General features: G+C 63.3%; 19 protein-coding genes, 2 tRNA genes and 1 pseudogene. 9 read left to right on the forward strand and 13 right to left on the reverse strand.

Features of this window, described 5'->3' with window-relative positions; all coding sequences use genetic code 11:
- The 6 genes from BGN91_RS09535 to BGN91_RS09560 all read right to left on the reverse strand — a co-directional run.
- Nucleotides 1-1206, reverse strand: a 1206-nt coding sequence (locus BGN91_RS09535) for a peptidoglycan DD-metalloendopeptidase family protein (RefSeq protein WP_292612563.1), incomplete at its 3' end; no start/stop codon positions are given.
- A gap of 223 nt (nt 1207-1429) precedes the next feature.
- The gene (rlmH, locus tag BGN91_RS09540) at nt 1430-1912 is read right to left on the reverse strand and encodes a 23S rRNA (pseudouridine(1915)-N(3))-methyltransferase RlmH (protein ID WP_292612564.1); all 483 of its coding nucleotides are present in this window, start codon (nt 1910-1912) and stop codon (nt 1430-1432) included.
- Nucleotides 1913-2071: 159 nt separating this feature from the next.
- Nucleotides 2072-2392 (reverse strand): ribosome silencing factor, encoded by a 321-nt coding sequence (gene rsfS, locus BGN91_RS09545; RefSeq protein ID WP_292612587.1) that lies wholly within the window; start codon nt 2390-2392, stop codon nt 2072-2074.
- 223 nt (nt 2393-2615) lie between these two features.
- Nucleotides 2616-3284 carry a nicotinate-nucleotide adenylyltransferase gene (locus BGN91_RS09550; RefSeq protein ID WP_292612565.1) on the reverse strand — a complete coding sequence of 223 codons (669 nt, stop codon included), beginning with the start codon at nt 3282-3284 and terminating at the stop codon, nt 2616-2618.
- Nucleotides 3285-3370: 86 nt separating this feature from the next.
- Entirely contained in the window at nt 3371-4663 is a 1293-nt protein-coding gene (locus BGN91_RS09555; RefSeq protein ID WP_292612566.1) for a glutamate-5-semialdehyde dehydrogenase, read from the reverse strand.
- Nucleotides 4664-4777: 114 nt separating this feature from the next.
- A complete protein-coding gene (locus BGN91_RS09560) occupies nt 4778-5500 on the reverse strand; it encodes a helix-turn-helix domain-containing protein (RefSeq protein WP_292612567.1) in 723 nt (240 codons plus the stop codon).
- 107 nt (nt 5501-5607) lie between these two features.
- On the opposite strand from BGN91_RS09560, the gene BGN91_RS09565 reads away from it, so the two are divergent.
- Both BGN91_RS09565 and BGN91_RS09570 read left to right on the forward strand, forming a co-directional pair.
- Entirely contained in the window at nt 5608-6738 is a 1131-nt protein-coding gene (locus BGN91_RS09565; RefSeq protein WP_292612568.1) for an acyl-CoA dehydrogenase family protein, read from the forward strand.
- A 319-nt stretch (nt 6739-7057) separates the two neighbouring features.
- A complete protein-coding gene (locus BGN91_RS09570; protein ID WP_292612569.1) occupies nt 7058-7492 on the forward strand; it encodes a hypothetical protein in 435 nt (144 codons plus the stop codon).
- A gap of 74 nt (nt 7493-7566) precedes the next feature.
- Here BGN91_RS09570 and proB read toward each other — a convergent pair whose 3' ends face one another.
- The 6 genes from proB to rplU all read right to left on the reverse strand — a co-directional run bounded on the left by proB (nt 7567) and on the right by rplU (nt 11802).
- Nucleotides 7567-8721 (reverse strand): glutamate 5-kinase, encoded by a 1155-nt coding sequence (gene proB / locus BGN91_RS09575; RefSeq protein WP_292612570.1) that lies wholly within the window; start codon nt 8719-8721, stop codon nt 7567-7569.
- A 38-nt stretch (nt 8722-8759) separates the two neighbouring features.
- Entirely contained in the window at nt 8760-8957 is a 198-nt protein-coding gene (locus BGN91_RS09580; protein WP_292612571.1) for a hypothetical protein, read from the reverse strand.
- 16 nt (nt 8958-8973) lie between these two features.
- A complete protein-coding gene (gene obgE, locus BGN91_RS09585) occupies nt 8974-10050 on the reverse strand; it encodes a GTPase ObgE (RefSeq protein WP_292612572.1) in 1077 nt (358 codons plus the stop codon).
- 129 nt (nt 10051-10179) lie between these two features.
- The gene (locus BGN91_RS09590; protein WP_292612573.1) at nt 10180-10782 is read right to left on the reverse strand and encodes a GNAT family N-acetyltransferase; all 603 of its coding nucleotides are present in this window, start codon (nt 10780-10782) and stop codon (nt 10180-10182) included.
- A gap of 140 nt (nt 10783-10922) precedes the next feature.
- Nucleotides 10923-11195 (reverse strand): 50S ribosomal protein L27, encoded by a 273-nt coding sequence (rpmA, locus tag BGN91_RS09595; RefSeq protein ID WP_292612574.1) that lies wholly within the window; start codon nt 11193-11195, stop codon nt 10923-10925.
- A gap of 85 nt (nt 11196-11280) precedes the next feature.
- Nucleotides 11281-11802 (reverse strand): 50S ribosomal protein L21, encoded by a 522-nt coding sequence (gene rplU, locus BGN91_RS09600; protein ID WP_292612575.1) that lies wholly within the window; start codon nt 11800-11802, stop codon nt 11281-11283.
- Nucleotides 11803-12166: 364 nt separating this feature from the next.
- Between rplU and BGN91_RS09605 the strand changes: the two genes are divergently transcribed.
- From BGN91_RS09605 to BGN91_RS09615, 3 genes are all read left to right on the forward strand, one after another.
- Entirely contained in the window at nt 12167-13288 is a 1122-nt protein-coding gene (locus tag BGN91_RS09605; protein ID WP_292612576.1) for an ROK family protein, read from the forward strand.
- A 438-nt stretch (nt 13289-13726) separates the two neighbouring features.
- Nucleotides 13727-13816, forward strand: a tRNA-Ser gene (locus BGN91_RS09610).
- Between the two features lie 416 nt (nt 13817-14232).
- Nucleotides 14233-14541, forward strand: coding sequence for a hypothetical protein (locus BGN91_RS09615; protein ID WP_292612577.1), 309 nt, complete (start codon nt 14233-14235; stop codon nt 14539-14541).
- Nucleotides 14542-15182: 641 nt separating this feature from the next.
- Here the strand turns inward: BGN91_RS09615 and BGN91_RS09620 are convergent.
- Nucleotides 15183-15259, reverse strand: a tRNA-Arg gene (locus BGN91_RS09620).
- 354 nt (nt 15260-15613) lie between these two features.
- Here BGN91_RS09620 and BGN91_RS09625 point away from each other — a divergent pair.
- The 4 genes and pseudogenes from BGN91_RS09625 to BGN91_RS09640 all read left to right on the forward strand — a co-directional run.
- A complete protein-coding gene (locus tag BGN91_RS09625; RefSeq protein ID WP_292612578.1) occupies nt 15614-16228 on the forward strand; it encodes a YidB family protein in 615 nt (204 codons plus the stop codon).
- Between the two features lie 89 nt (nt 16229-16317).
- Nucleotides 16318-16596 carry a GlsB/YeaQ/YmgE family stress response membrane protein gene (locus BGN91_RS09630; protein WP_292612579.1) on the forward strand — a complete coding sequence of 93 codons (279 nt, stop codon included), beginning with the start codon at nt 16318-16320 and terminating at the stop codon, nt 16594-16596.
- Between the two features lie 210 nt (nt 16597-16806).
- Nucleotides 16807-17463, forward strand: a complete 657-nt coding sequence (locus tag BGN91_RS09635) for a thermonuclease family protein (RefSeq protein WP_292612580.1) — start codon at nt 16807-16809, stop codon at nt 17461-17463.
- A gap of 329 nt (nt 17464-17792) precedes the next feature.
- A pseudogene (locus BGN91_RS09640) lies at nt 17793-18928 on the forward strand (M48 family metalloprotease); the annotation flags it as partial.

Here is an 18928-nt window from a genome sequence, read left to right on the forward strand (position 1 = left end):
GAACTGGCCGATGTTAACCGAAATACGCTCCATCCCGGCGATGAGGACATGATACCCGCCACCGGCATTGAGGATCAAGAGTTGTCCATAGCTGCGGAACGGTCCGGCATATACAACCCAGCCATCACACGGAGTCGTGACCTGCGCGCCCCGACGGGTCGCCAACGAAATGCCTTTTTCCACGCCGCCGACGCCGTCGGAACCGCCAAAGTTACGGATCTTCGTACCGTTAACCGGAAAGGCTAACAAACCCTTGGCGGAGGCAAAGGCGATGGCGGGACTGAGCCGGCTGGGATCCTTCAGAGCAGCGAGATTCGGCTTGCCGTTGAGCGAGGCCGGAGCGCCTTTCCGGCTGGCTATCGCCGCCGCCTCGGCTGCGCTCTTCAGGTCCTGCTCCATCTTTGCGATCAGGCCCTGCAGGCTGTCGACCTGATGCGACAGTTCGATCGCGCGCGCCCCCTCTGCAGCCATGTCCTTTTCGAAGCCGCTTTGCTGCCGTTGCCGTTCGTCCACCAGCGTCGACAGGCGAGTTTGTTCGGCCTTGAGCTTGTCGCGATCGACCGCCATCCGGTCGCGCTCGGCGGCGATGGATTTGCGCAGGCTGACGAGTTCGTCGAGATCCGCCACGAGCTTTTCAGCACGCCCGCGCATTTCCGGCACCACGGAGCCGAGCAGTATTGCGGTCCGTAAGGACTGCAGCGCATCCTCCGGACGCACCAAGAGAGCCGGCGGTGTGCGGCGGCCCACGCGCTGCAGGGCGGCCAGCACTTCCACGATTTCCGAGCGCCGCGAATCGAGCGAGCCGCGGATTTCCTGCTCACGCGCATCCAGCGGCAGCAAACGCGCCTCGGCATCTGCGATCTTGGTCTCGATGTCCCGGACCCCGGCCGCAGTCTCGATCAACTGTTGATTGAGCTTGGCGCGGTTCTGGCCGATCGCCGCGATATCGACCTTGAGCCGCTCCTGCAGCTCAGCGGCGTTCTTCTGCTGCGCCCGCACCGCCTCCAGCTCCTGCTCGCGCTGCTTGATATCGTCGGCAGAGGGAGCGGCAGCCGGCGCAGGCGTCCCGACCGCCTGCGCCCTGGCAACGGACGGACCCGCGGACGAAACGCCGGCGAGCAGACAGACCGCAAGGACCAGAACGGCAGGCGGCTGTCCGTCGCGCGCTGCCGCTTGTCCTGCCACGATGCCTCGGGTCAATCGCATGTCAGACAGTCTGCACTCGTCTGCTTGCACCATGTCGATCCGATCGCGCTGGTGCATCCTGGTGGAGTGGATTTGACATTCGCTATCCGGTTTACCGCGAACGCGAGAAGCGAAGGTCAAATCCAAAGCTCCACTAGAAAACTTAGATTTGCCAGCGGTCCTTTATTTCTAACATTTGCAGGAGCGCCTGCCGCACCGGGATGCAAATGTTAGAAACGGACCACTAGCCGCGGTGATAAGGATGGCCGGCCAGGATGGTCGCGGCCCGATAGATCTGTTCCAGCAACATCACGCGCACGATCTGATGCGGCCAGGTGGCCGCGCCGAACGCTACGTTCAGCTTAGCCTTGCGCCGCAATTCGGGCGAAAGTCCGTCCGCACCGCCCACGATGAAAACTGTGTTCGCCACCGACTCATCACGCCATCTGCCAAGATGGCCCGCAAATGTGGCGCTGTCGATGTTTTTACCCTTTTCATCCAACGCCACCAGGATCGCTCCCTCAGGGACCAGGGCAACAATTGCCGCCGCCTCTTCTCGGATGCGTTGTTCGGTATCGCGGGCGCGGCTTTCCGGGATTTCGTGGATGTCGAGGCCACGAAAGCCCTGCTTGCGGCCGATGTCGTCGAAGCGTCCGCGATAGCGATCGGCAAGCTCCCGCTCCGGACCCTGCTTCAGACGGCCAATGGCAATGACGGCGAGTCGCATCCACCCAGGTTACAGCGTTTCCGGCGAGGCGGGCACCAGCTTGCGTAAAGAACACACGTCACGCCAAAATCATGAAGTCCGCTTCCGATCCCATCAGAAGCGGGAAAGCACGCGCTCCATTGAAGGAGCGACACCACAAATCGGCAGCGGCTCGCCGGTTCAGACCGTCTTCGCCGTTGCCGTGTTTTGTATCCACAACCTTTCCAGATTGTAGAATTCGCGAACCTCAGGCCTGAATACGTGCACGATCACATCGCCGGAATCGATGAGCACCCAATCGCAATTGGGCAGGCCCTCGATGTGGACCTTCTTGACTCCGGTTTCCTTGAGACCCTTGGCGACGTTCTCGGCGACCGCACCCACATGCCGGTTGGACCGGCCGGTTGTGACGACCATGTAGTCCGAAAACGCCGATTTGCCGCGGAGGTCGATGGTGACCGTATCTTCCGCCTTCATGTCCTCGAGGCGGGAAAGGATCAGCTTGAGGGTCTCGTCGACGTCGGGTCGCGCCTTTGAAACGACGGCGTCCGCCGAAGTCGTGTCTGCTCTCGGCCCTGCGGTCTTCGATGTCGCTCTCTTCGAAGGCCTGGGCGAGGAGGACCTAGACAATACAGGTGCGGTCAGGGACCATTTCCTTTCGCTGTATCGGAACGCCGAATCCGGGCGGCCGATGGGGTATATTACGCATGTAGACCTGACGGTTTCAATATTCCAGTGGTGCGGCGGCTTCTTGTTTTCCGGCGGCGGTCTTCCATGTTCCATCCCCGTTCCGCAGCCCGGTCGAAGATAGGCTCGACTTCATCCCGGTGAGGAAGACCCAGGCGGGCGGGCGATGGGTTGCCAATTGGGCGGCCCTGGCCTCAGGCAGGCGCCACATCGCCAGCGCCTGGGCGGCCGGCGCCGCGAGAGCACGGAAACTCTGCGGCGGGCGGTCGATCACCGCGATCGGCACCTCGGCCGCAATCCGCCGCCAGTTCTCCCAACGATGGAATTGCGCCAGATTGTCGGCGCCCATGATCCAGACAAAGCGCACGTTGGCGCACCTGCGTCGCAGATAGGTGATGGTGTCGACGGTATAGCGCGTTCCAATGACAGCTTCGAGACAACTGACATCGATCCGCGGATCCGTGGCCGTCGCCCGTGCGGCGGCCGCGCGTTCGGTGAGATCGTACAGCGCGCGCGGATTCTTGAGCGGGTTGGCGGGCGAAACCAGCCACCAGACCCTGTCGAGCTTCAGCCGCTTCAGGGCGTACAGGCTGGCGGCGCGATGCGCGGCATGAGGCGGATTGAACGAGCCGCCGAACAGACCGATGCGCATGCCGTCGGAATGAAACGGAACGGCGCAGGACGAAGCGACTGAACGCAGCCCCAAGTCAGTCTCCGCGCAAGCAGGCGCATGATCCGCCGTGACACAGGCGGTTTGGCGAGAGGGTCATGCGCGCCTGAATGACATTGCGCTCACGGCCGGGTCTGTCCGGTGCCATGAACGCGATATTTGAAACTGGTGAGTTGCTCGGCGCCGACCGGCCCGCGCGCATGGAATTTGCCGGTCGCGATGCCGATCTCGGCGCCAAAGCCGAATTCGCCGCCGTCGGCGAATTGCGTCGAGGCGTTGTGCAGCACGATCGCCGAATCCACCTCGTCAAGAAACCTCGCGGCAATCTTTGGATCGTCGGTCACGATCGCATCGGTATGGTGCGAGCCGTGGCGCTGGATGTGATCGATAGCCTCGCCAACGCCATCGACGACGCGCGCGGCGATGATCGCAGCTTCGTATTCGGTATCCCAGTCGTCATCGGTTGCGGGCTTGACCCGCGCATCGACGCCCTGCACGGCGGCGTCGCCGCGCACCTCGCAACCCGCATCGATCAGCATTTCGACCAGCGGCTTGAGCGCGTTCGGTGCGCCGGCGCGATCGACCAGCAGCGTCTCGGCCGCGCCGCAGATGCCGGGACGGCGCATCTTGGCGTTGAGCACGATCGACTTCGCCATCGCGAGATCGGCGGCGCCGTCGACATAGACGTGATTGACGCCTTCCAGATGCGCGAACACCGGAACGCGCGCCTCAGCCTCGACGCGCGCGACAAGGCTCTTGCCGCCGCGCGGCACGATCACGTCGATGCCGCCGTTCAACCCGCCGAGCAGCAGGCCGACGGCGGCGCGGTCGCGCGTCGGCACCAGTGTGATCGCCGCTTCCGGCAGTCCCGCCTCCCGCAATCCCTGCACCAGGCAAGCGTGGATCGCGCGGCACGACCGGAAACTGTCCGAGCCGCCGCGCAGGATCACGGCGTTGCCGGACTTCAGGCACAGCACGCCAGCGTCGGCGCAGACGTTGGGGCGGCTCTCGAAGATCACGGCGATGACGCCGAGCGGCACGCGCACGCGCTCGATGGTCATTCCGTTGGGGCGCCGCCAGCTTTCGGTGATACGCCCGACGGGATCGTCGATCTCGCGCACCACCTTGACGCCATCGGCCATCGCATCGATGCGCGCCTGCGTCAGCGTCAGACGATCGAGGAACGCGGAAGCAGCGCCGCCGGCGCGCGCCTCGGTGACGTCCTCGGCGTTGGCCTTGAGAATCGCGGCGGCGTTGACGCGGATCGCGCGCTCCATCGCATCGAGCGCCTGATTCTTCTGTTCCGTCGACGCAAGGCCGAGCACGCGCGCGGCGGCGCGCGCCTGCGTTGCAAGCTCGCTCATCAAAGCGGGCAGATCGGCCGAGACGCCGACCGCCTTCAGGGAGGCAGTCATGTCAGGTCAGCAGTCCTGTTAGTGGCAATCCTGTCAGGCAAAACTCACGTCGGATAGAGGTTCTGACGGTCCGTTTCTCTCAATGCCCGTCCTAGCACAGTTGCGACCGGCCGGCTATCGAGCGGCCAGTTCCGCCTGGCCGGTCGGCCTTGCACCGGCCGGTGCGAACGTGCTGAGCGCGAACCATGACCGGAAGGCCGTCACGTCCCCGCGCGACCCTTCGAGGCGAAGCCGATCGTCGCGAATGGCGCGGTCGATCGAGATGTGGCCGAGCCAGACTTCCGTCAGTAGGCGCAGGCTGGCGGCCACGAAAAGGTTCACCTCGAAACCCGGATCCTTGTAGCAGAGATCGACGGCGTCGCCCTCGAACACCAGCCAGTAACGGCGCCGGTTGGCCGGCACCCCGGACAGCCGGAACTCGGTGACGTGACGGCGGTCATGATGCGAAATTCTGGCTGCAACATTGCGCCGGACATCCCACATCAGAAGGTTTGGGTCGAGATTGCCGGCATCCACCAGATCGCGACGCAGCCAGCGCTGCGCCCACAGGCCCATACCTTCGATGACCGGAAACAATTCCTTGCCCGCCGGCGTCAGACGATATTCGGCGCCGCCGTGCAAGCCGGTGCGGCGCTCGATGATGCCTGCGCGCAGCAATTCCTTCAGCCGCCGCGCCAGCAGGGCCGACGACATTCGCGGTACGCCGCGCTGCAGGTCGTTGAAGCGGACGCTGCCGCACAGCAGTTCGCGGATCACGAGCGGCGTCCATCGTTCCGCCAGCACTTCGCTGGCAATGGCGATCGGACAGAACTGGCCGTAACTCCGTGTTTCGCGCATGGACAGATCTTATCCCCCGGCCTCGCGCCAGGCAACTTCACATATTGAAGTTGAAATTCGACGGCCTTGGCGCACGATGTCCCCACGTCCAGTCATAGGAGCCGGTCATGACAGGGTATCTCGATCTTCAGGCGCTCGTGCAGATCATCGGGCCACGTTTTGCCGAAGGCGCCGCCGAGCGCGACGCGGGGGATGTTTTCGTTGCTGACCACTTCGATGTGCTGACGCAGCACAAGGTGTTCTCCGCGCTGGTGCCACGGGAACTGGGGGGCGGCGGCGTTGCGTTCAGCGCCATGTGCCGTTTCCTGCGCGAGCTTGCGCATCACTGCCCCTCGACGGCGCTCGCACTGTCGATGCACCAGCATCTCGTCGCGGCGGCGGCCTACAATCACCGCCAGGGCCGGCCGGGGCGGAAGCTTCTGGAACGGGTCGCGGCGTCAGAACTGGTGCTGATCTCGACCGGCGCCGGCGACTGGATGGAATCGAACGGTCTGGCGCAGCGCGCCGACGGCGGCTTCCGTGTCAACGCACGAAAGCCATTCGGCAGCGGCTCGCCCAAGGGCGGCCTGCTGATGACCTCGGCGCCGTTCGAAGATCCGCACGAAGGCTGGCAGGTGCTGCATTTCGCGGTGCCGTTCGATGCGCCCGGCGTGTCGCTTGGAGACGACTGGCAAACGCTCGGCATGCGCGCGACGGGATCGCAGACCATCGTTCTGGAGAACGTGTTCGTGCCGGATGACGCCGTCGCGCTGCGGCGGCCGCGCGGCCGCTTCCATCCCGCGTGGAACGTGATCCTCACGGTCGCGATGCCCCTGATCATGTCGGTCTATGCCGGCGTCGCCGAGGCGGCCGCTGCGATCGGTACCGGGCTTGCAAGAAAGCGCATGACCGATCCCACCGTGCCTTATCTTCTCGGCGAACTCGCCAACGAACTGACCAAGGTTCAACTCGCGATCGACGACATGATCCGCCTGACCAACGACTTCGACGTCACGATGGGCCTGGAGGTGACCAGCCCCATGCTTGTGCGCAAGACCATCGTTGCAGACGGCGTGCTGGCTACCGTCGAGAAGGCGCTGGAAGTGGCCGGCGGCGCCGGCTTCTATCGCAAGGCGGGACTCGAGCGGCTGCTGCGCGACGCGCACGGCGCGCAATTCCACCCGCTTCCGGCGAAACGGCAACAGCGGTTCACCGGCCGCATCGCACTCGGCCTCGATCCGATCGCGGATGCAGCGTGAGCCGTGGTCGGACGTCTTTCTGCTGCGATGACTCAGGGCTCGGCAAGACATGGTCCGGGCATCGATCCCTCCTAATGGAGCAAGGACACGCGAGTCGCTCGCGCGCGAAGCGGCCGAATCGGATTCACAACATCACGCGCCGTCGCATCCGTCCAATTCTTCGTGAGAGCTGAAACTCGCCGGGCTCGGCGCGGTTTTATGTCTGTACGGCTGGCTAGCTCAATGCAGGTCGCGCCAGTCCCTCTTGCCGCGGCGTGGCGTCTCGCCACCTCAAACCGCCAAGCCCGCATTGCGCGCCATCTCAAGAAAGGCACTCTCCATGACTAGAGAACTTGTCGCTCATAATCACCCGGCGAACGAGACGTACACTCAGCTTCACTCCGCCATTCCAAAGATCGCCGCGGGCTTCGTAACCTGGTTCGTCCTGATGGCATGGCTCTTTTTTGACAGGCAGAGTCTCGTCGCACTTCCGTTGGCCTTCATCACCGTGCTGTTTCTGGTGGTCGGCTTGTGTTTCAGCGCATCGTTCCTGGTGTGGTACAGGCATCAGCCGGACTACGACAGACATCCGAACGAGGTCCCGTTCCGGGATTGGATCACGGGCAAATTTGCGGTTTGGGGCAGTCAGCAGAGCGCCGGACAGGCGGCTGCCGAGATATTGTTGCCGATGGCGGCTGCCGCTTTTGGAATCACGGCGATGGGAACGATCTACATGATCTCCAGCAGCCTGATCGGCTCCGGCATGGTTAGCTAACTCGTTTTCCACTTAACCGAAAAATATTCTAGGACTCGTCATGGCCCGGCATAAAGCCGGGCTTGACGATTCAATTAAATTTTTTCCGCACCACCCGCCTCGCCGCGCGGCCCGCCGACCACCAGATCGTCGCGATGGATCATTTCCGCCCGGCCGCTGATTCCGAGAATCTGCGCCGCGTCGGAGGATGAGCGTCCCCTGATCTTCTCGGCGTCGTCGGCATCATAAGCGACGAGCCCGCGGCCGATCTCATGCGTATTCGGGCCGCGCACGATGACGGCGTCCCCTCGCGCGAATTGCCCGTCGATACGGATCACGCCGGCCGGAAGCAGGCTCTTGCCGGCGCGTAGGGCCGCGACCGCGCCGGCATCGATTGTAAGCGTCCCTTTCGGCTCCAGCGAGCCGGCGATCCAACGCTTGCGCGCCGTGACCGGATTCGCCGACGTCAGAAACCAGGTGCAGCGGCCACCGTCTATCACCGCCTGCAGCGGATGATCGATCTTGCCCGAGGCGATCAGCATGTGGGTGCCCGAGGTGGTCGCGATCTTCGCCGCCTCGATCTTGGTCCGCATGCCGCCGCGCGACAATTCGGAAGCCGCACTGCCCGCCATCGCTTCGATGTCGGCGGTGACGCGCTTCACGACCGGAATCAGTTTCGTATCCGGATCGAGATGGGGCGGCGCCTCGTAAAGCCCATCGATGTCCGACAGCAGAATCAGCAGGTCGGCGCTCGCCATGGTGGCGACGCGCGCGGCGAGACGGTCGTTGTCGCCGTAGCGGATTTCGTTGGTGGCGACCGTGTCGTTCTCGTTGATGACAGGCACGGCGCGCCATTCGAGAAGTTTCGCGATGGTCGAGCGCGCATTGAGATAGCGGCGGCGCTCTTCCGTGTCCTGCAACGTCACCAGAACCTGCCCGGCGCCGATGCCGTGATCACCCAGCACCTTCGACCATATCCGCGCCAGCGCGATCTGCCCGACCGCGGCGGCGGCCTGACTCTCCTCCAGCTTCAACGCGCCGCGCGGCAGCTTGAGCCGGCTGCGACCCAGCGCGATCGAGCCCGACGAGACGATCAGCACGTCGCGTCCCTCGCCATGAAGCCCGGCAATATCGGCGGCCAGCGCCGACAGCCACGCTGCGCGGACCTCACCGGCCTCGGAATCGATCAAAAGCGACGAGCCGACCTTGACGACGATGCGGCGAAATCTTTTGAGATGCAGGCTGGACATGGCGATCAGCGGTCAATCGAAACGAACGCGCGCTTTCATCACATGAAAGCGACGCCTTGGAAAGCGGAATGCCGGTCCGGGCCGTTTTCTTCGAAGCCGCAGGCTTGTGACTTTGCCGGAATGGCGGACAACACCGGGCCCGCGGCATCGTCTAAAGGGTTTTCCAGCAAAGTGGAAACCGGTTCGCTGAAGAAAACGCGTCGAATCAAATCATGGAGCCCCGCTTCTATTTCCATCAGAAGCGGAAAAGCTCTATGGCGACCACGGTTTGGCCCGCGCCACCGGCGTCGCGCCCGCCGACGCGGCCGAACCCTCGGTGCCCTTGGCCTTGTCGGACACCGGTGCTTCGCCGATCACGGCGACAAGCGCCCGCAATGCCTCGCCCACGCCCTTGCCGGTGATCCCCGACAGCAGCAGCGGCGTTTTCTTCGCGGCACGCCTGAGGCGATCGCGCTGTTTCTTCAGGTCCTCGGCCGAGACCGCATCGATCTTGTTGAGCGCGACGATCTCGGCCTTCTCCGCGAGCGTTCCGGCGTAGGCTTCCAGTTCGCCGCGCACGGTCTTGTAGGCGCGGCCCGCATGCTCGCAGGTGGCGTCGACCAGATGCAGCAGCACGCGGCAGCGTTCGACATGCCCCAGAAACCGGTCGCCGAGACCGGCGCCTTCATGCGCGCCCTCGATCAGCCCCGGAATATCCGCCAGCACGAATTCGCGGTCATCGACGTTCACGACGCCGAGCTGCGGATGCAGCGTGGTGAACGGATAGTCCGCGATCTTCGGCTTCGCCGCGCTGACCTTGGACAGGAACGTCGACTTGCCGGCATTGGGCAGACCGACAAGGCCGGCATCGGCGATCAGCTTCAGCCGCAGCCAGATCCAGCGCTCCTCGCCGGGCTGGCCGGGATTGGCGTTGCGCGGCGCGCGGTTGGTGGACGACTTGAAGTGCGCGTTGCCGAATCCGCCATTGCCGCCCTCGGCCAGCACGAAGCGTTCACCGACCCTGGTGAAATCATGGATCAGGGTTTCGCGATCCTCGTCGATGATCTGGGTGCCGAGCGGCACCTTGAGCACGATGTCCTTGCCGTTGGCGCCGTGGCGGTCGGAGCCCATGCCGTTGGTGCCCTTCGGCGCCTTGAAATGCTGCTGATAGCGATAGTCGATGAGCGTGTTGAGACCGTCGGCGACCTCGACGATGACGTCGCCGCCGCGCCCGCCATTGCCGCCGGAAGGTCCGCCGAACTCGATGAACTTCTCGCGGCGGAATGCCACGCAGCCGTTGCCGCCGTCGCCGGAGCGGATATAGACCTTGGCTTCATCGAGAAATTTCATGACGGATAGGTAGGGTACGCGCGGTCGCGAGGCAACCGCCGCGACGCGCGCGATCAAGCATCATTGCCCGGATTTGACCCGGCGCTCCGTTGTATCGATCGTGCCCTGACGGATGTGCGAGCCCGAGCGTTACCGTTCGCGGCGCGCCGCGCTGCTCCAGTTCTTCAGCGACGACCACACGCCGCGCGACAGGCGGAAGCGATCGACAGGCGTCGACGATCCCAGCGCCCTGGAGCGATGCAGCTCGACACCGGTCCACTGGAAGCCGCACTTCTCCAGTACGTTGCGCGACGCCGGATTGACCACGCGCGCGCCGGAGCGCAACTGGTCGACCGCGAACGCCTCGAAGGTGTAGTCGATCACCGCGCGCGCGGCCTCGGTGGCGAAACCCCGGCCCCAGTGGTCGACGCCGACCCAGTAGCCAAGCTCGGGTGCGTCCGGCTCGCTCCAGTCGACGCCGGCCACGCCGACCGGAACGTGATTGTGCTCGATCAGAAACACGGTCTCGCTGCTGTCGCGGGCCACGGCTTCAACGAAACGAACCGCATCCTCCTGCGTGTAGGGATGCGGCAAGCGGCGCGCCATCTCCGCGATCCGGCGATCGTTCGCGAGAACGGCGATGACCTTGGCGTCCGCGAGCGTCGGTTTGCGCAGGCTCAGCCGCTCGGTCTCGAGAGCGAACGGCCGCGTCTGGCGCAGCGCGAGGGTCGAGGTCGGAATGTCCTGCAGCATGGTCGACTCCGTGATGCGAACGCAGGTCCATATGCAAACGCAAAACTAAGAAAGGGGAGGCCGGTTTCCCGCCTCCCCCTTGGAGCCGTTGATGCTCCGCCGGTTCAACAGGGACCGGCGGACGCAATATCATCCACCGTTTACTCGGCCGCGGCTTCCGTCATCGGGACCACCGATACGAATGTGCGGCCACCGGCTTTCGCACGAAACGAAACGCGGCCTTCCACCTTGGCGAACAGGGTGTGGTCGGTGCCCATGCCAACATTAAGGCCGGGATGCCAGGTGGTGCCGCGCTGGCGGGCGATAATGTTACCGGGAATCACGTGCTCGCCGCCGAACGCCTTGATGCCAAGGCGCTTGCCGTGCGAATCGCGTCCATTCCGCGAAGAACCGCCTGCCTTTTTGTGAGCCATCGCTCGTCTCCAGTCTCGTCCGTATCTCTAGATCATTTCCGTGACAGAATCATTCACTTTTTCTCACGGATATTTTTAATCGCTCTTATTCTTCGCTTTTCGCCTTCTTGGCTGCCGGTTTTTTGGCTGCCGGCTTCTTGGCGGCCGCCTTTTTTGCGGGAGGCTTGGTCGCGGCCGCCTTGGCCGATGTCTTCGAATCGGCCTTTTTCTTCGCGGCCTTCGGCGCCTCGCCGTCGCCCTCGGTCGGCTCGACGACCTTTTCCTTCTTGGGGCGCGGTCCGATTGTCGGGGCCTTGCCGCCAGCCAGGATCTCGGTGATGCGCAACACCGTGATCTCGTCGCGATAACCGCGCTTGCGTTTCGAATGCTTGCGGCGGCGCTTCTTGAACGCGATCACCTTTGGACCGCGCTTGTGCTGCAGCACTTCCGCGGCGACCGAAGCGCCGGCCACCGTGGGCGCGCCGAGCACCGGCGTGTCGCCGCCGAGCACCAGAACCTCGCCAAGCTGCACGATCGTTCCGACCTCGCCGGCGATCTTGCCAATCTCGAGCACATCATCCGGAACGACGCGATATTGCCGGCCGCCGGTTTTGATGACTGCGAACATCGTTCTATTCCTTCGTGTTCGATCCCGGCCTCGGACAAGTCCGGGCCGGCTTTTTGTCAGTCGTTAGGTCAAGAGCATTTTCGAACGACAAACCGGATGCCGCTTTGCCCAGAAATGCCCGATGGGTTTTTCACGTAACCGGGGAAATGCCCTGCGGTCACACAAAAACAAGCGGCGCTGGGGTACCCCTGCGCCGGCTGCGCGACTTATAGCCGCCAAAGACGGGGAGTCAAGGCAAGCGGCGCGAGAAACGGCCGATTATCAGCGATTTCGGCTCGGCCTCCCCTTTCCGGATCGAAGCCATGAAACAAAAAGGTTCCCTGACCGTTGGTACCCGCCAAATCGACCAGCGAGCGGGGCAACGATGGCTGAAGACACTTTGACGACGGCGGGTATCGGCAAGCACGGCGTTCTGCGGCTGCCATCGGTGGATGTCGACAGCTACAACATCGAATTGAAGGACGACGAGGGCTTTCTCGGCGATCGCGCCTGCAAGGGCGCCTTCCGCAGGATCCTCGACGGCCTGCGCAAGCCGCTGAAGAAGAACGGCGACGACCCGCTCGGCAAGACCCCCTCCGAGGAAATCGGCAAGGGTTCGCTGGACGAGGCGCTGATCGGCGACGACATCGAGGCGGCCGCGCTGGTGCACGGCGCCATCGAGGAGTTCGCGCAGGAACTCGCCTATGTGACGGGACGCTTCCTCAAGACCAAGGCTTGGGCCGACACCGAATGTATCGTGGTCGGCGGGGGATTTCGCAAGAGCCGGGTCGGCGAGATCGCGATCGCCCGCGCCGACCTGTTGCTGAAAAGCGAGGGCCACAAGGTCCACCTGATCCCGATCCGCTTCGATCCCGACGAGGCCGGGCTGATCGGCTGCCTGCATCTGGCGCCGTCGTGGATCTTCGAGGCGTTCGACAGCATCCTGGCGGTCGACATCGGCGGCACCAACATCCGCTGCGGCGTGGTCGAGACCCGCTGGAAGAAGGCCGCCGATCTCTCCAAGGCCGGGGTGTGGAAGTCCGAATTGTGGCGCCACGCCGACGACGAGCCGACCCGCGAGGGCGCCGTGAAGAAGCTCGTGAAAATGCTGAAAGAGCTTATTTCGCAGGCGGACAAGGAGGGACTGAAACTGGCGCCGTTCATCGGCATTTCCTGCCCGGGCGTGATCGACGAGGACGGCTCGATCGAGAAGGGCGCGCAGAATCTTCCCGGCAACTGGGAGAGCAGCCGATTCAACCTGCCGGGATCGCTGATCGAAGCCATTCCCGAGATCGGCGGCCACGACACCACCGTACTGATGCACAATGACGGCCTGGCGCAAGGCCTGAGCGAAATGCCCTACATGCAGGACGTCACGCGCTGGGGCGTTCTGACCATCGGCACCGGCCTTGGCAACGCGCGTTTCACCAATCGCAAGAAGGACAACAAGAAAGACAAGAAGTCCGACGACGGCAAGGACAAGAAGGACAAGAAAGCGAAGGAGTGACAAGCGGCCCGCGCGTGGCCTTTCGCGGCCCGAAACATGCCGCGGCGCCTGGACATGCCGGGGCCGACCGCGCTCTCCCGACAAAGTAACCTTGATTGGTGAGGTTAAAATCAGGATCGCGTTGCCGGTTTTGCAATTACCGCTACGGTCGGATGGTCGCGCAGGTGGTCCGCGAAGCCGCACTTCCGGCCACAATTTTAATGACGCGGCACGGGACCGCCGGTTATTATCGCGTCCGGCGGTCCCACCCGTTTTCCGGCGATGGCGCGACAAAACGGGCCTCGGCACCGCTGCAGCATCGCACCACCATCTCGATCCCGATCAGTTTTGCATTTGAATGCGCGGCAATGTATCAATGCGCGCGTTTTCTTCCCGTAAACCGGTTTCCACTTCGCCCGAAACACGCTAAAGGCGGTCCGCTACCGGTATGGCACCTTAGGAGAGGTGGCAGAGTGGTCGAATGCACCGCACTCGAAATGCGGCATAGGTGCAAGCCTATCGGGGGTTCGAATCCCTCCCTCTCCGCCAGTTTCTACGTCTCGCGCAAGTTCGCTTCGCTCACGGCTCCGAGGGGACGGGCGAAAGTCGGGCCGTAGTCGCGGGCCTTCGAGGTCAATTGCGTCGACAGCCGCTACTGTTGCCGATCATCGCACGCCCGCCGAGCAACATACCCACCAAGCAACATAGAGCACCGTCGATTCTACGCCACAACCTTGGTTGGAATGCAGGCAAGCAAGCGTGGCGACAGCGACACCCGGTTGCGGAATTTGATGCGTCAGTTCTTCCTCGTTTCCTGCTGATGTCGTTCAGCCGGCTCGTGCGACGACAAGACCGTCTTCCTCACAGGCAAGCACTTGACCGGACCGAGCGAACGAACCGACGCGAGCGGAAGCCGTGCCTACTGTGCGGGAGTTGCCGTCGCGCTCGTAACGTCGGTCCTGACGGTGTGGAGCACAATTGTTCGCGATGATGGCAATGGCATCGGTTTTTTCCTGCTGATCATGGCGGCGTTGGTAGGCGGGTTCTCCGCTTGGTTTCGACCTGCAGGCATGGCGCGGACCATGCTCGGCGTCGCGATCATGCAGGCATTGCTGGCTGTAGCCATTGCGACCGCTCCGTCGAGCGCGAGCACACCGGATAGCTCGTTCAAGGCTTTGCTGTTCAGTGGCTTCTTCACGGCGCTGTGGCTGCTTTCCGCGACTTTCTTTCGTGCCGCTGCAAAACGGGATCACAAGGCGGATGCAGCGCATTAGGCATTGGCTGCTGCGCCGTGCGAGAGCAACACCGCGTTGTTTGCCACGCTCGACTGCCGTCAGCCCGCGGCACTATGGAGCTTGGGCGCAGTTTGGCGAACGTCCGCTTTCCATCGATCCTGGCGTAAATTCCGGCTCGTGAGGCCGGCGCATAGCGACGGCAATCCCGGCTGCCAGTGTCGCAAAAAGTCTGTTCCGCAATCTCGACCGCTGCTTGGGCGGGCCCAACCAAATTCGCCAGAAGGCAAGGCATTGTCAGTCCCGAAGCTGTGACTGGCATGAAGCAAGATAGCGGCGTACCTATCGAGCCGGGGCGATCCTTAAATCTCAGGAGACCCTGAATCATGCCACATGATTTCTGGCTCATCGTCGGAGGCTTCCTCGCAGTTTTTCTGGTGCTGATCTTCAGCCTCGCTTATGGCAGCTACCAGACCAGCAGACGTCATTGATCCAAACGAAACTGCTGTTTGGCCGGGCAGGCGCGGGAGCGTTATCCCGTGCCATTGCCTGACGACGGTACGCGTTCAAGCCGAATAACGTTTCCGGGGAGGTGCTGGCCGCGATCGCTGCAAGGCAGCTATCGCGTCGTGCTTTCGCATCTCTTGATCGGCATGGCCGGCAAAACCGGCGCCTGCAAGGAATGGCGTCCCGGAAGGGAGTCGAACCCCTGACCCCAGGTTTAGGAAACCTGTGCTCTATCCAGCTGAGCTACCGGGACTGAGCGCCACGCAAGTCCGGTACTTATCCGGTACTCAGGCGCATCGGGCAAGCCCCCAGCTCGTGATCTCACATGGTCCGGATCGCCAGTTTCGAGGGCATCAGATCGAACCGTCACTCCAACTTCGAGCGGTATCTGGCGGTGGATGCGTTGCCCCGGAAAAAACATATCGACGCGATGCCGGCTCGCGGATTTCATGCGTCCTTATCGCGACGCCGTCATTCACTCCCCAGTCATTTTCGTTTCGATAGCAAAACGAAGCGGCGGCGTGTCATGCCCGCCGTATGTACCTTGTGACCCTCATGTGGCGGCATTATCTTCGGCCACGGGGCTGGAGCGGAACAGGAGACGATCATGGGTTTGCTCGACGTCCTCAACGGAATGCAGAATGGTCCCCGCGGCCCAAGTGAGCCCAGCGCTCCCGGCGCGCCAAGCGAAGGCGGCGGCATGTCACCGATGACATTGGCGATCCTTGCCTTGCTGGGCTACAAGGCGCTGAAACATTTCACCGGAAGCCATTCTGAAGCCGCTCCGTCCGCGCCTCCGGCTCCCACGCCGAGAAGCACCGTCAACGCTGGTCCATCGGGAGGCACGATCAATGCCGGCCTGCCCGGCAGCGGAGGTGGTCTGAGTGACCTGCTCAAGGGCGGGCTTGGCGGTCTGCTGGCAGGCGGCGCTGCCGGAAGCATTCTGAGCGGCGGTCTGGGCGACCTGCTGAACCAGCTTCAGCAGAAAGGCCACGGCGAGACCGCAAATTCCTGGGTCAGTCCGGGCCCCAACAAGCAGATCGCTCCACGCGACCTTGCCGACGCGTTGGGCGCCGACCAGATCAATACCCTGACGGCGCAGACCGGCCTATCGCGGGAGGAATTGCTCGCCGGATTGAGTCAGCACCTGCCCCAGGTCGTCAACCATCTGACACCGGAAGGGCGCCTGCCGACCGAGGGCGAACTGTCACGGATGCTTTGATGGAATAGCTGCCGCCGCGGGATCGGCCGCAGGAAGGCCGATCGTAAACGGCTTTAACGTCACGGTCATTCTGAGAGAGGACTTTCGTCATGAGCGGTATTCTCTGGATTATCCTCGTCGGCTTCGTCGCAGGCGTCATCGCACGGTTTCTGTCTCCCGGTCCGAACAAGCCAAGCGGATTCATCCTCACCACGGTGCTCGGCATTGCCGGCGCATTTCTCGCGACCTTCATCGGACAGTCGATCGGCCATTACGGCCCCAATCAGGGCGCCGGGTTCATTACAGCGACCATCGGGGCGATCGTCGTGCTGTTCATCTGGAACAGGCTGGTCGCGGCCCGCGTCATCGCCGACCCCGGATCGAAGTAACGCAAGCGGCCCTCGGGCGATGTCTGAGGGCCAAAACGATCCGAGCGTCACCGCCGCGGGCGGTGTGGCCGATAAAGCTTGATGATGACAGCGTGGTTGTTTTGCACGCGCACCGGTTTGCTCGGAGCAATATTCTGCGGAATGTGGTTCGGCGCCGCCGCGCCGTCGCTCGCGGCCGGATGCCAGTTTGACATTCAGGGTGAAGGCGTCGTGAGCGCCGTCGTCGACGCGCGGACGCTCCGTCTTGAAGACGGCCGCGAAGTTCGCCTCGCCGGCGTTGAAGTGGTTGCGGGCGAGCCGGAGGACCTCAAGTCAGCGCTCACGGCGCTGGTCGGCCGGCATGTGACGCTGCGCGGCGACCGCGACGAACCGGATCGCTACGGCCGGCAATCCGTCTTCTTGTATCTCGAATCGTCCACGAGCTCGGTCCAGAGCGATCTGCTGGCGCAGGGCCAAGCGATCGCATCCGCCGACGTCGACGACAAAGCCTGCGCAACGGAACTTGCAACTGCCGAAGCTGCGGCGCGGCAGGCCCGGCGTGGAACCTGGGCAAATTCCTCTGTTGTCAAGAATGCTGAAAATCCCGCCGATATTTTGACCCGCGCCGGTCAATTCGCCGTCGTCCAGGGAAAAGTCATGTCGGTGAGGCAGGCGGGCGGAACAGTCTATGTCAACTTCGGCCGGCGCTGGACACGAGACTTTGCTGCGACTATTTCAAGGCGCATGATACCATATTTAGAGGCGGCAGGCATCATTCCGGCCTCTCTGGAAAATCACCGCGTTCGAGTCCGCGGCTGGGTCGAACGGCGCGGCGGACCGCGGATCAACGTGCTTAGAGTCGGGCAGATCGAAGTGATCGGCGACTAGAGCGGGACAACGGGATAAGGAAAAGTGTAGCGCGGTTTTCCGCGCGCATCCTGCTCTAGAATTTTGGAATCGATCACGTTCATGATTTTCGATTGATTCGATCAAAATCATCGTGATCTGGAGTTGCAGTTCGGAAAATCGACTCGAGCAAACTTCCAAGCCTTGGCCGCGCGGAAATGGTAAGATGCCGGCGGTTCCGGATTCCTGCATTCGCAGACAAGCCTGGTGGGAAGGTTGCGAATGTCGGAAAAGAGTCACCGATCGGAGATGTTACGACGATGGCGGGGTGCGCGGAACGGCGCAGGATGGGAATAGGCCGCCGCCTTTTGATGGCGCCTATCGTGCTGGTGGGCGCGATGCTTACGCTTGCCGGCTGCGGCGACGTGAGCCGGTTCCAGACTGCGGCTCCTCATTCCGTCAAGCCCGCAAAACCGGCGCGGGCGGCAGCTCAGACTCCGGCCGAACACGAGCATGAGCGCATCCTCGCCTCCTACGGCGGCGCCTATGACGATCCCCGACTCGAAGCCCTGATCAACAAGACGGTCGAGCGGCTGGTCGCGGCATCCGAGCGGCCCGACCTCACCTACAAGGTCACGATCCTCAATTCGGGCGCGGTAAACGCCTTCGCCCTGCCGACGGGCCAGCTTTACGTCACGCGCGGGCTGGTCGCGCTCGCCAACGACACTTCGGAACTGTCCTCGGTGCTGTCGCATGAAATGGCGCACGTTCTGGCCAAACATGCGGCGATCAGGGAGGACCAGGCGCGGCAGGCCGCCCTCGTCAGCCACGTGGTCACCGAGATGGGCACCGACCCGGATCTGACGGCGCTGGCGCTCGCCAAGTCCAAGCTGACGCTGGCGAGCTTTTCGCGCGCGCAGGAATTCGAGGCCGACGGCATCGGTGTCGGGATTTCGGCACGAGCCCATTTCGATCCCTACGGAGCGGCGCGTTTCCTGGCGGCGATGGAGCGCAATGCGGCGCTCAAGGCGGGCAAGCCGTCGCTGGACCCGCGCTCGCAGGATTTCCTGTCGTCGCACCCCGCCACCCCGGAGCGGGTCGAGAACGCGAAGGCCAATGCGCGGCAATACAGTGCGCCGGCGCAAGGCGAGCGCGACAGCGAGACCTACCTCGACGCGATCGACAACATCGTCTACGGCGAGGATCCGAGCGAGGGATTCGTTCGCGGCCGGCGTTTCCTGCACCCCAAGCTCGGCTTTACCTTCCAGGCTCCGGAAGGTTTTTCGCTCGACAATACGGCTCAGGCGGTGATCGGCGTCCGCGAGGGCGGCAGCCAGGCGATGCGCTTCGACGTCGTCCGGGTGCCTGCCGAGCAGAAGCTTACCGAATATCTCAACTCCGGCTGGATGGAGAACGTCGACAAGGGCTCGACCGAGGAGTTGACCATCAACGGTTTTCCGGCCGCATCGGCGGTGGCCACCGGCGAGCAATGGCAGTTCCGGGTCTA

Source organism: Nitrobacter sp. 62-13 (genome assembly GCF_001896955.1).
GTDB lineage: Bacteria > Pseudomonadota > Alphaproteobacteria > Rhizobiales > Xanthobacteraceae > Nitrobacter.

Bases quoted from the DNA above. Each gene is read 5' to 3' on its own strand.
- BGN91_RS09625 (WP_292612578.1), top strand. From the start codon at position 15,614: ATGGGTTTGCTCGACGTCCTCAACGGAATGCAGAATGGTCCCCGCGGC.
- proB (WP_292612570.1), bottom strand. From the start codon at position 8,721: ATGTCCAGCCTGCATCTCAAAAGATTTCGCCGCATCGTCGTCAAGGTC.
- obgE (WP_292612572.1), bottom strand. From the start codon at position 10,050: ATGAAATTTCTCGATGAAGCCAAGGTCTATATCCGCTCCGGCGACGGC.
- BGN91_RS09555 (WP_292612566.1), bottom strand. From the start codon at position 4,663: ATGACTGCCTCCCTGAAGGCGGTCGGCGTCTCGGCCGATCTGCCCGCT.
- rlmH (WP_292612564.1), bottom strand. From the start codon at position 1,912: ATGCGACTCGCCGTCATTGCCATTGGCCGTCTGAAGCAGGGTCCGGAG.
- rpmA (WP_292612574.1), bottom strand. From the start codon at position 11,195: ATGGCTCACAAAAAGGCAGGCGGTTCTTCGCGGAATGGACGCGATTCG.
- BGN91_RS09590 (WP_292612573.1), bottom strand. From the start codon at position 10,782: ATGCTGCAGGACATTCCGACCTCGACCCTCGCGCTGCGCCAGACGCGG.
- BGN91_RS09565 (WP_292612568.1), top strand. From the start codon at position 5,608: ATGACAGGGTATCTCGATCTTCAGGCGCTCGTGCAGATCATCGGGCCA.
- BGN91_RS09630 (WP_292612579.1), top strand. From the start codon at position 16,318: ATGAGCGGTATTCTCTGGATTATCCTCGTCGGCTTCGTCGCAGGCGTC.
- BGN91_RS09560 (WP_292612567.1), bottom strand. From the start codon at position 5,500: ATGCGCGAAACACGGAGTTACGGCCAGTTCTGTCCGATCGCCATTGCC.
- BGN91_RS09605 (WP_292612576.1), top strand. From the start codon at position 12,167: ATGGCTGAAGACACTTTGACGACGGCGGGTATCGGCAAGCACGGCGTT.
- BGN91_RS09580 (WP_292612571.1), bottom strand. From the start codon at position 8,957: ATGGAAATAGAAGCGGGGCTCCATGATTTGATTCGACGCGTTTTCTTC.
- rplU (WP_292612575.1), bottom strand. From the start codon at position 11,802: ATGTTCGCAGTCATCAAAACCGGCGGCCGGCAATATCGCGTCGTTCCG.
- BGN91_RS09570 (WP_292612569.1), top strand. From the start codon at position 7,058: ATGACTAGAGAACTTGTCGCTCATAATCACCCGGCGAACGAGACGTAC.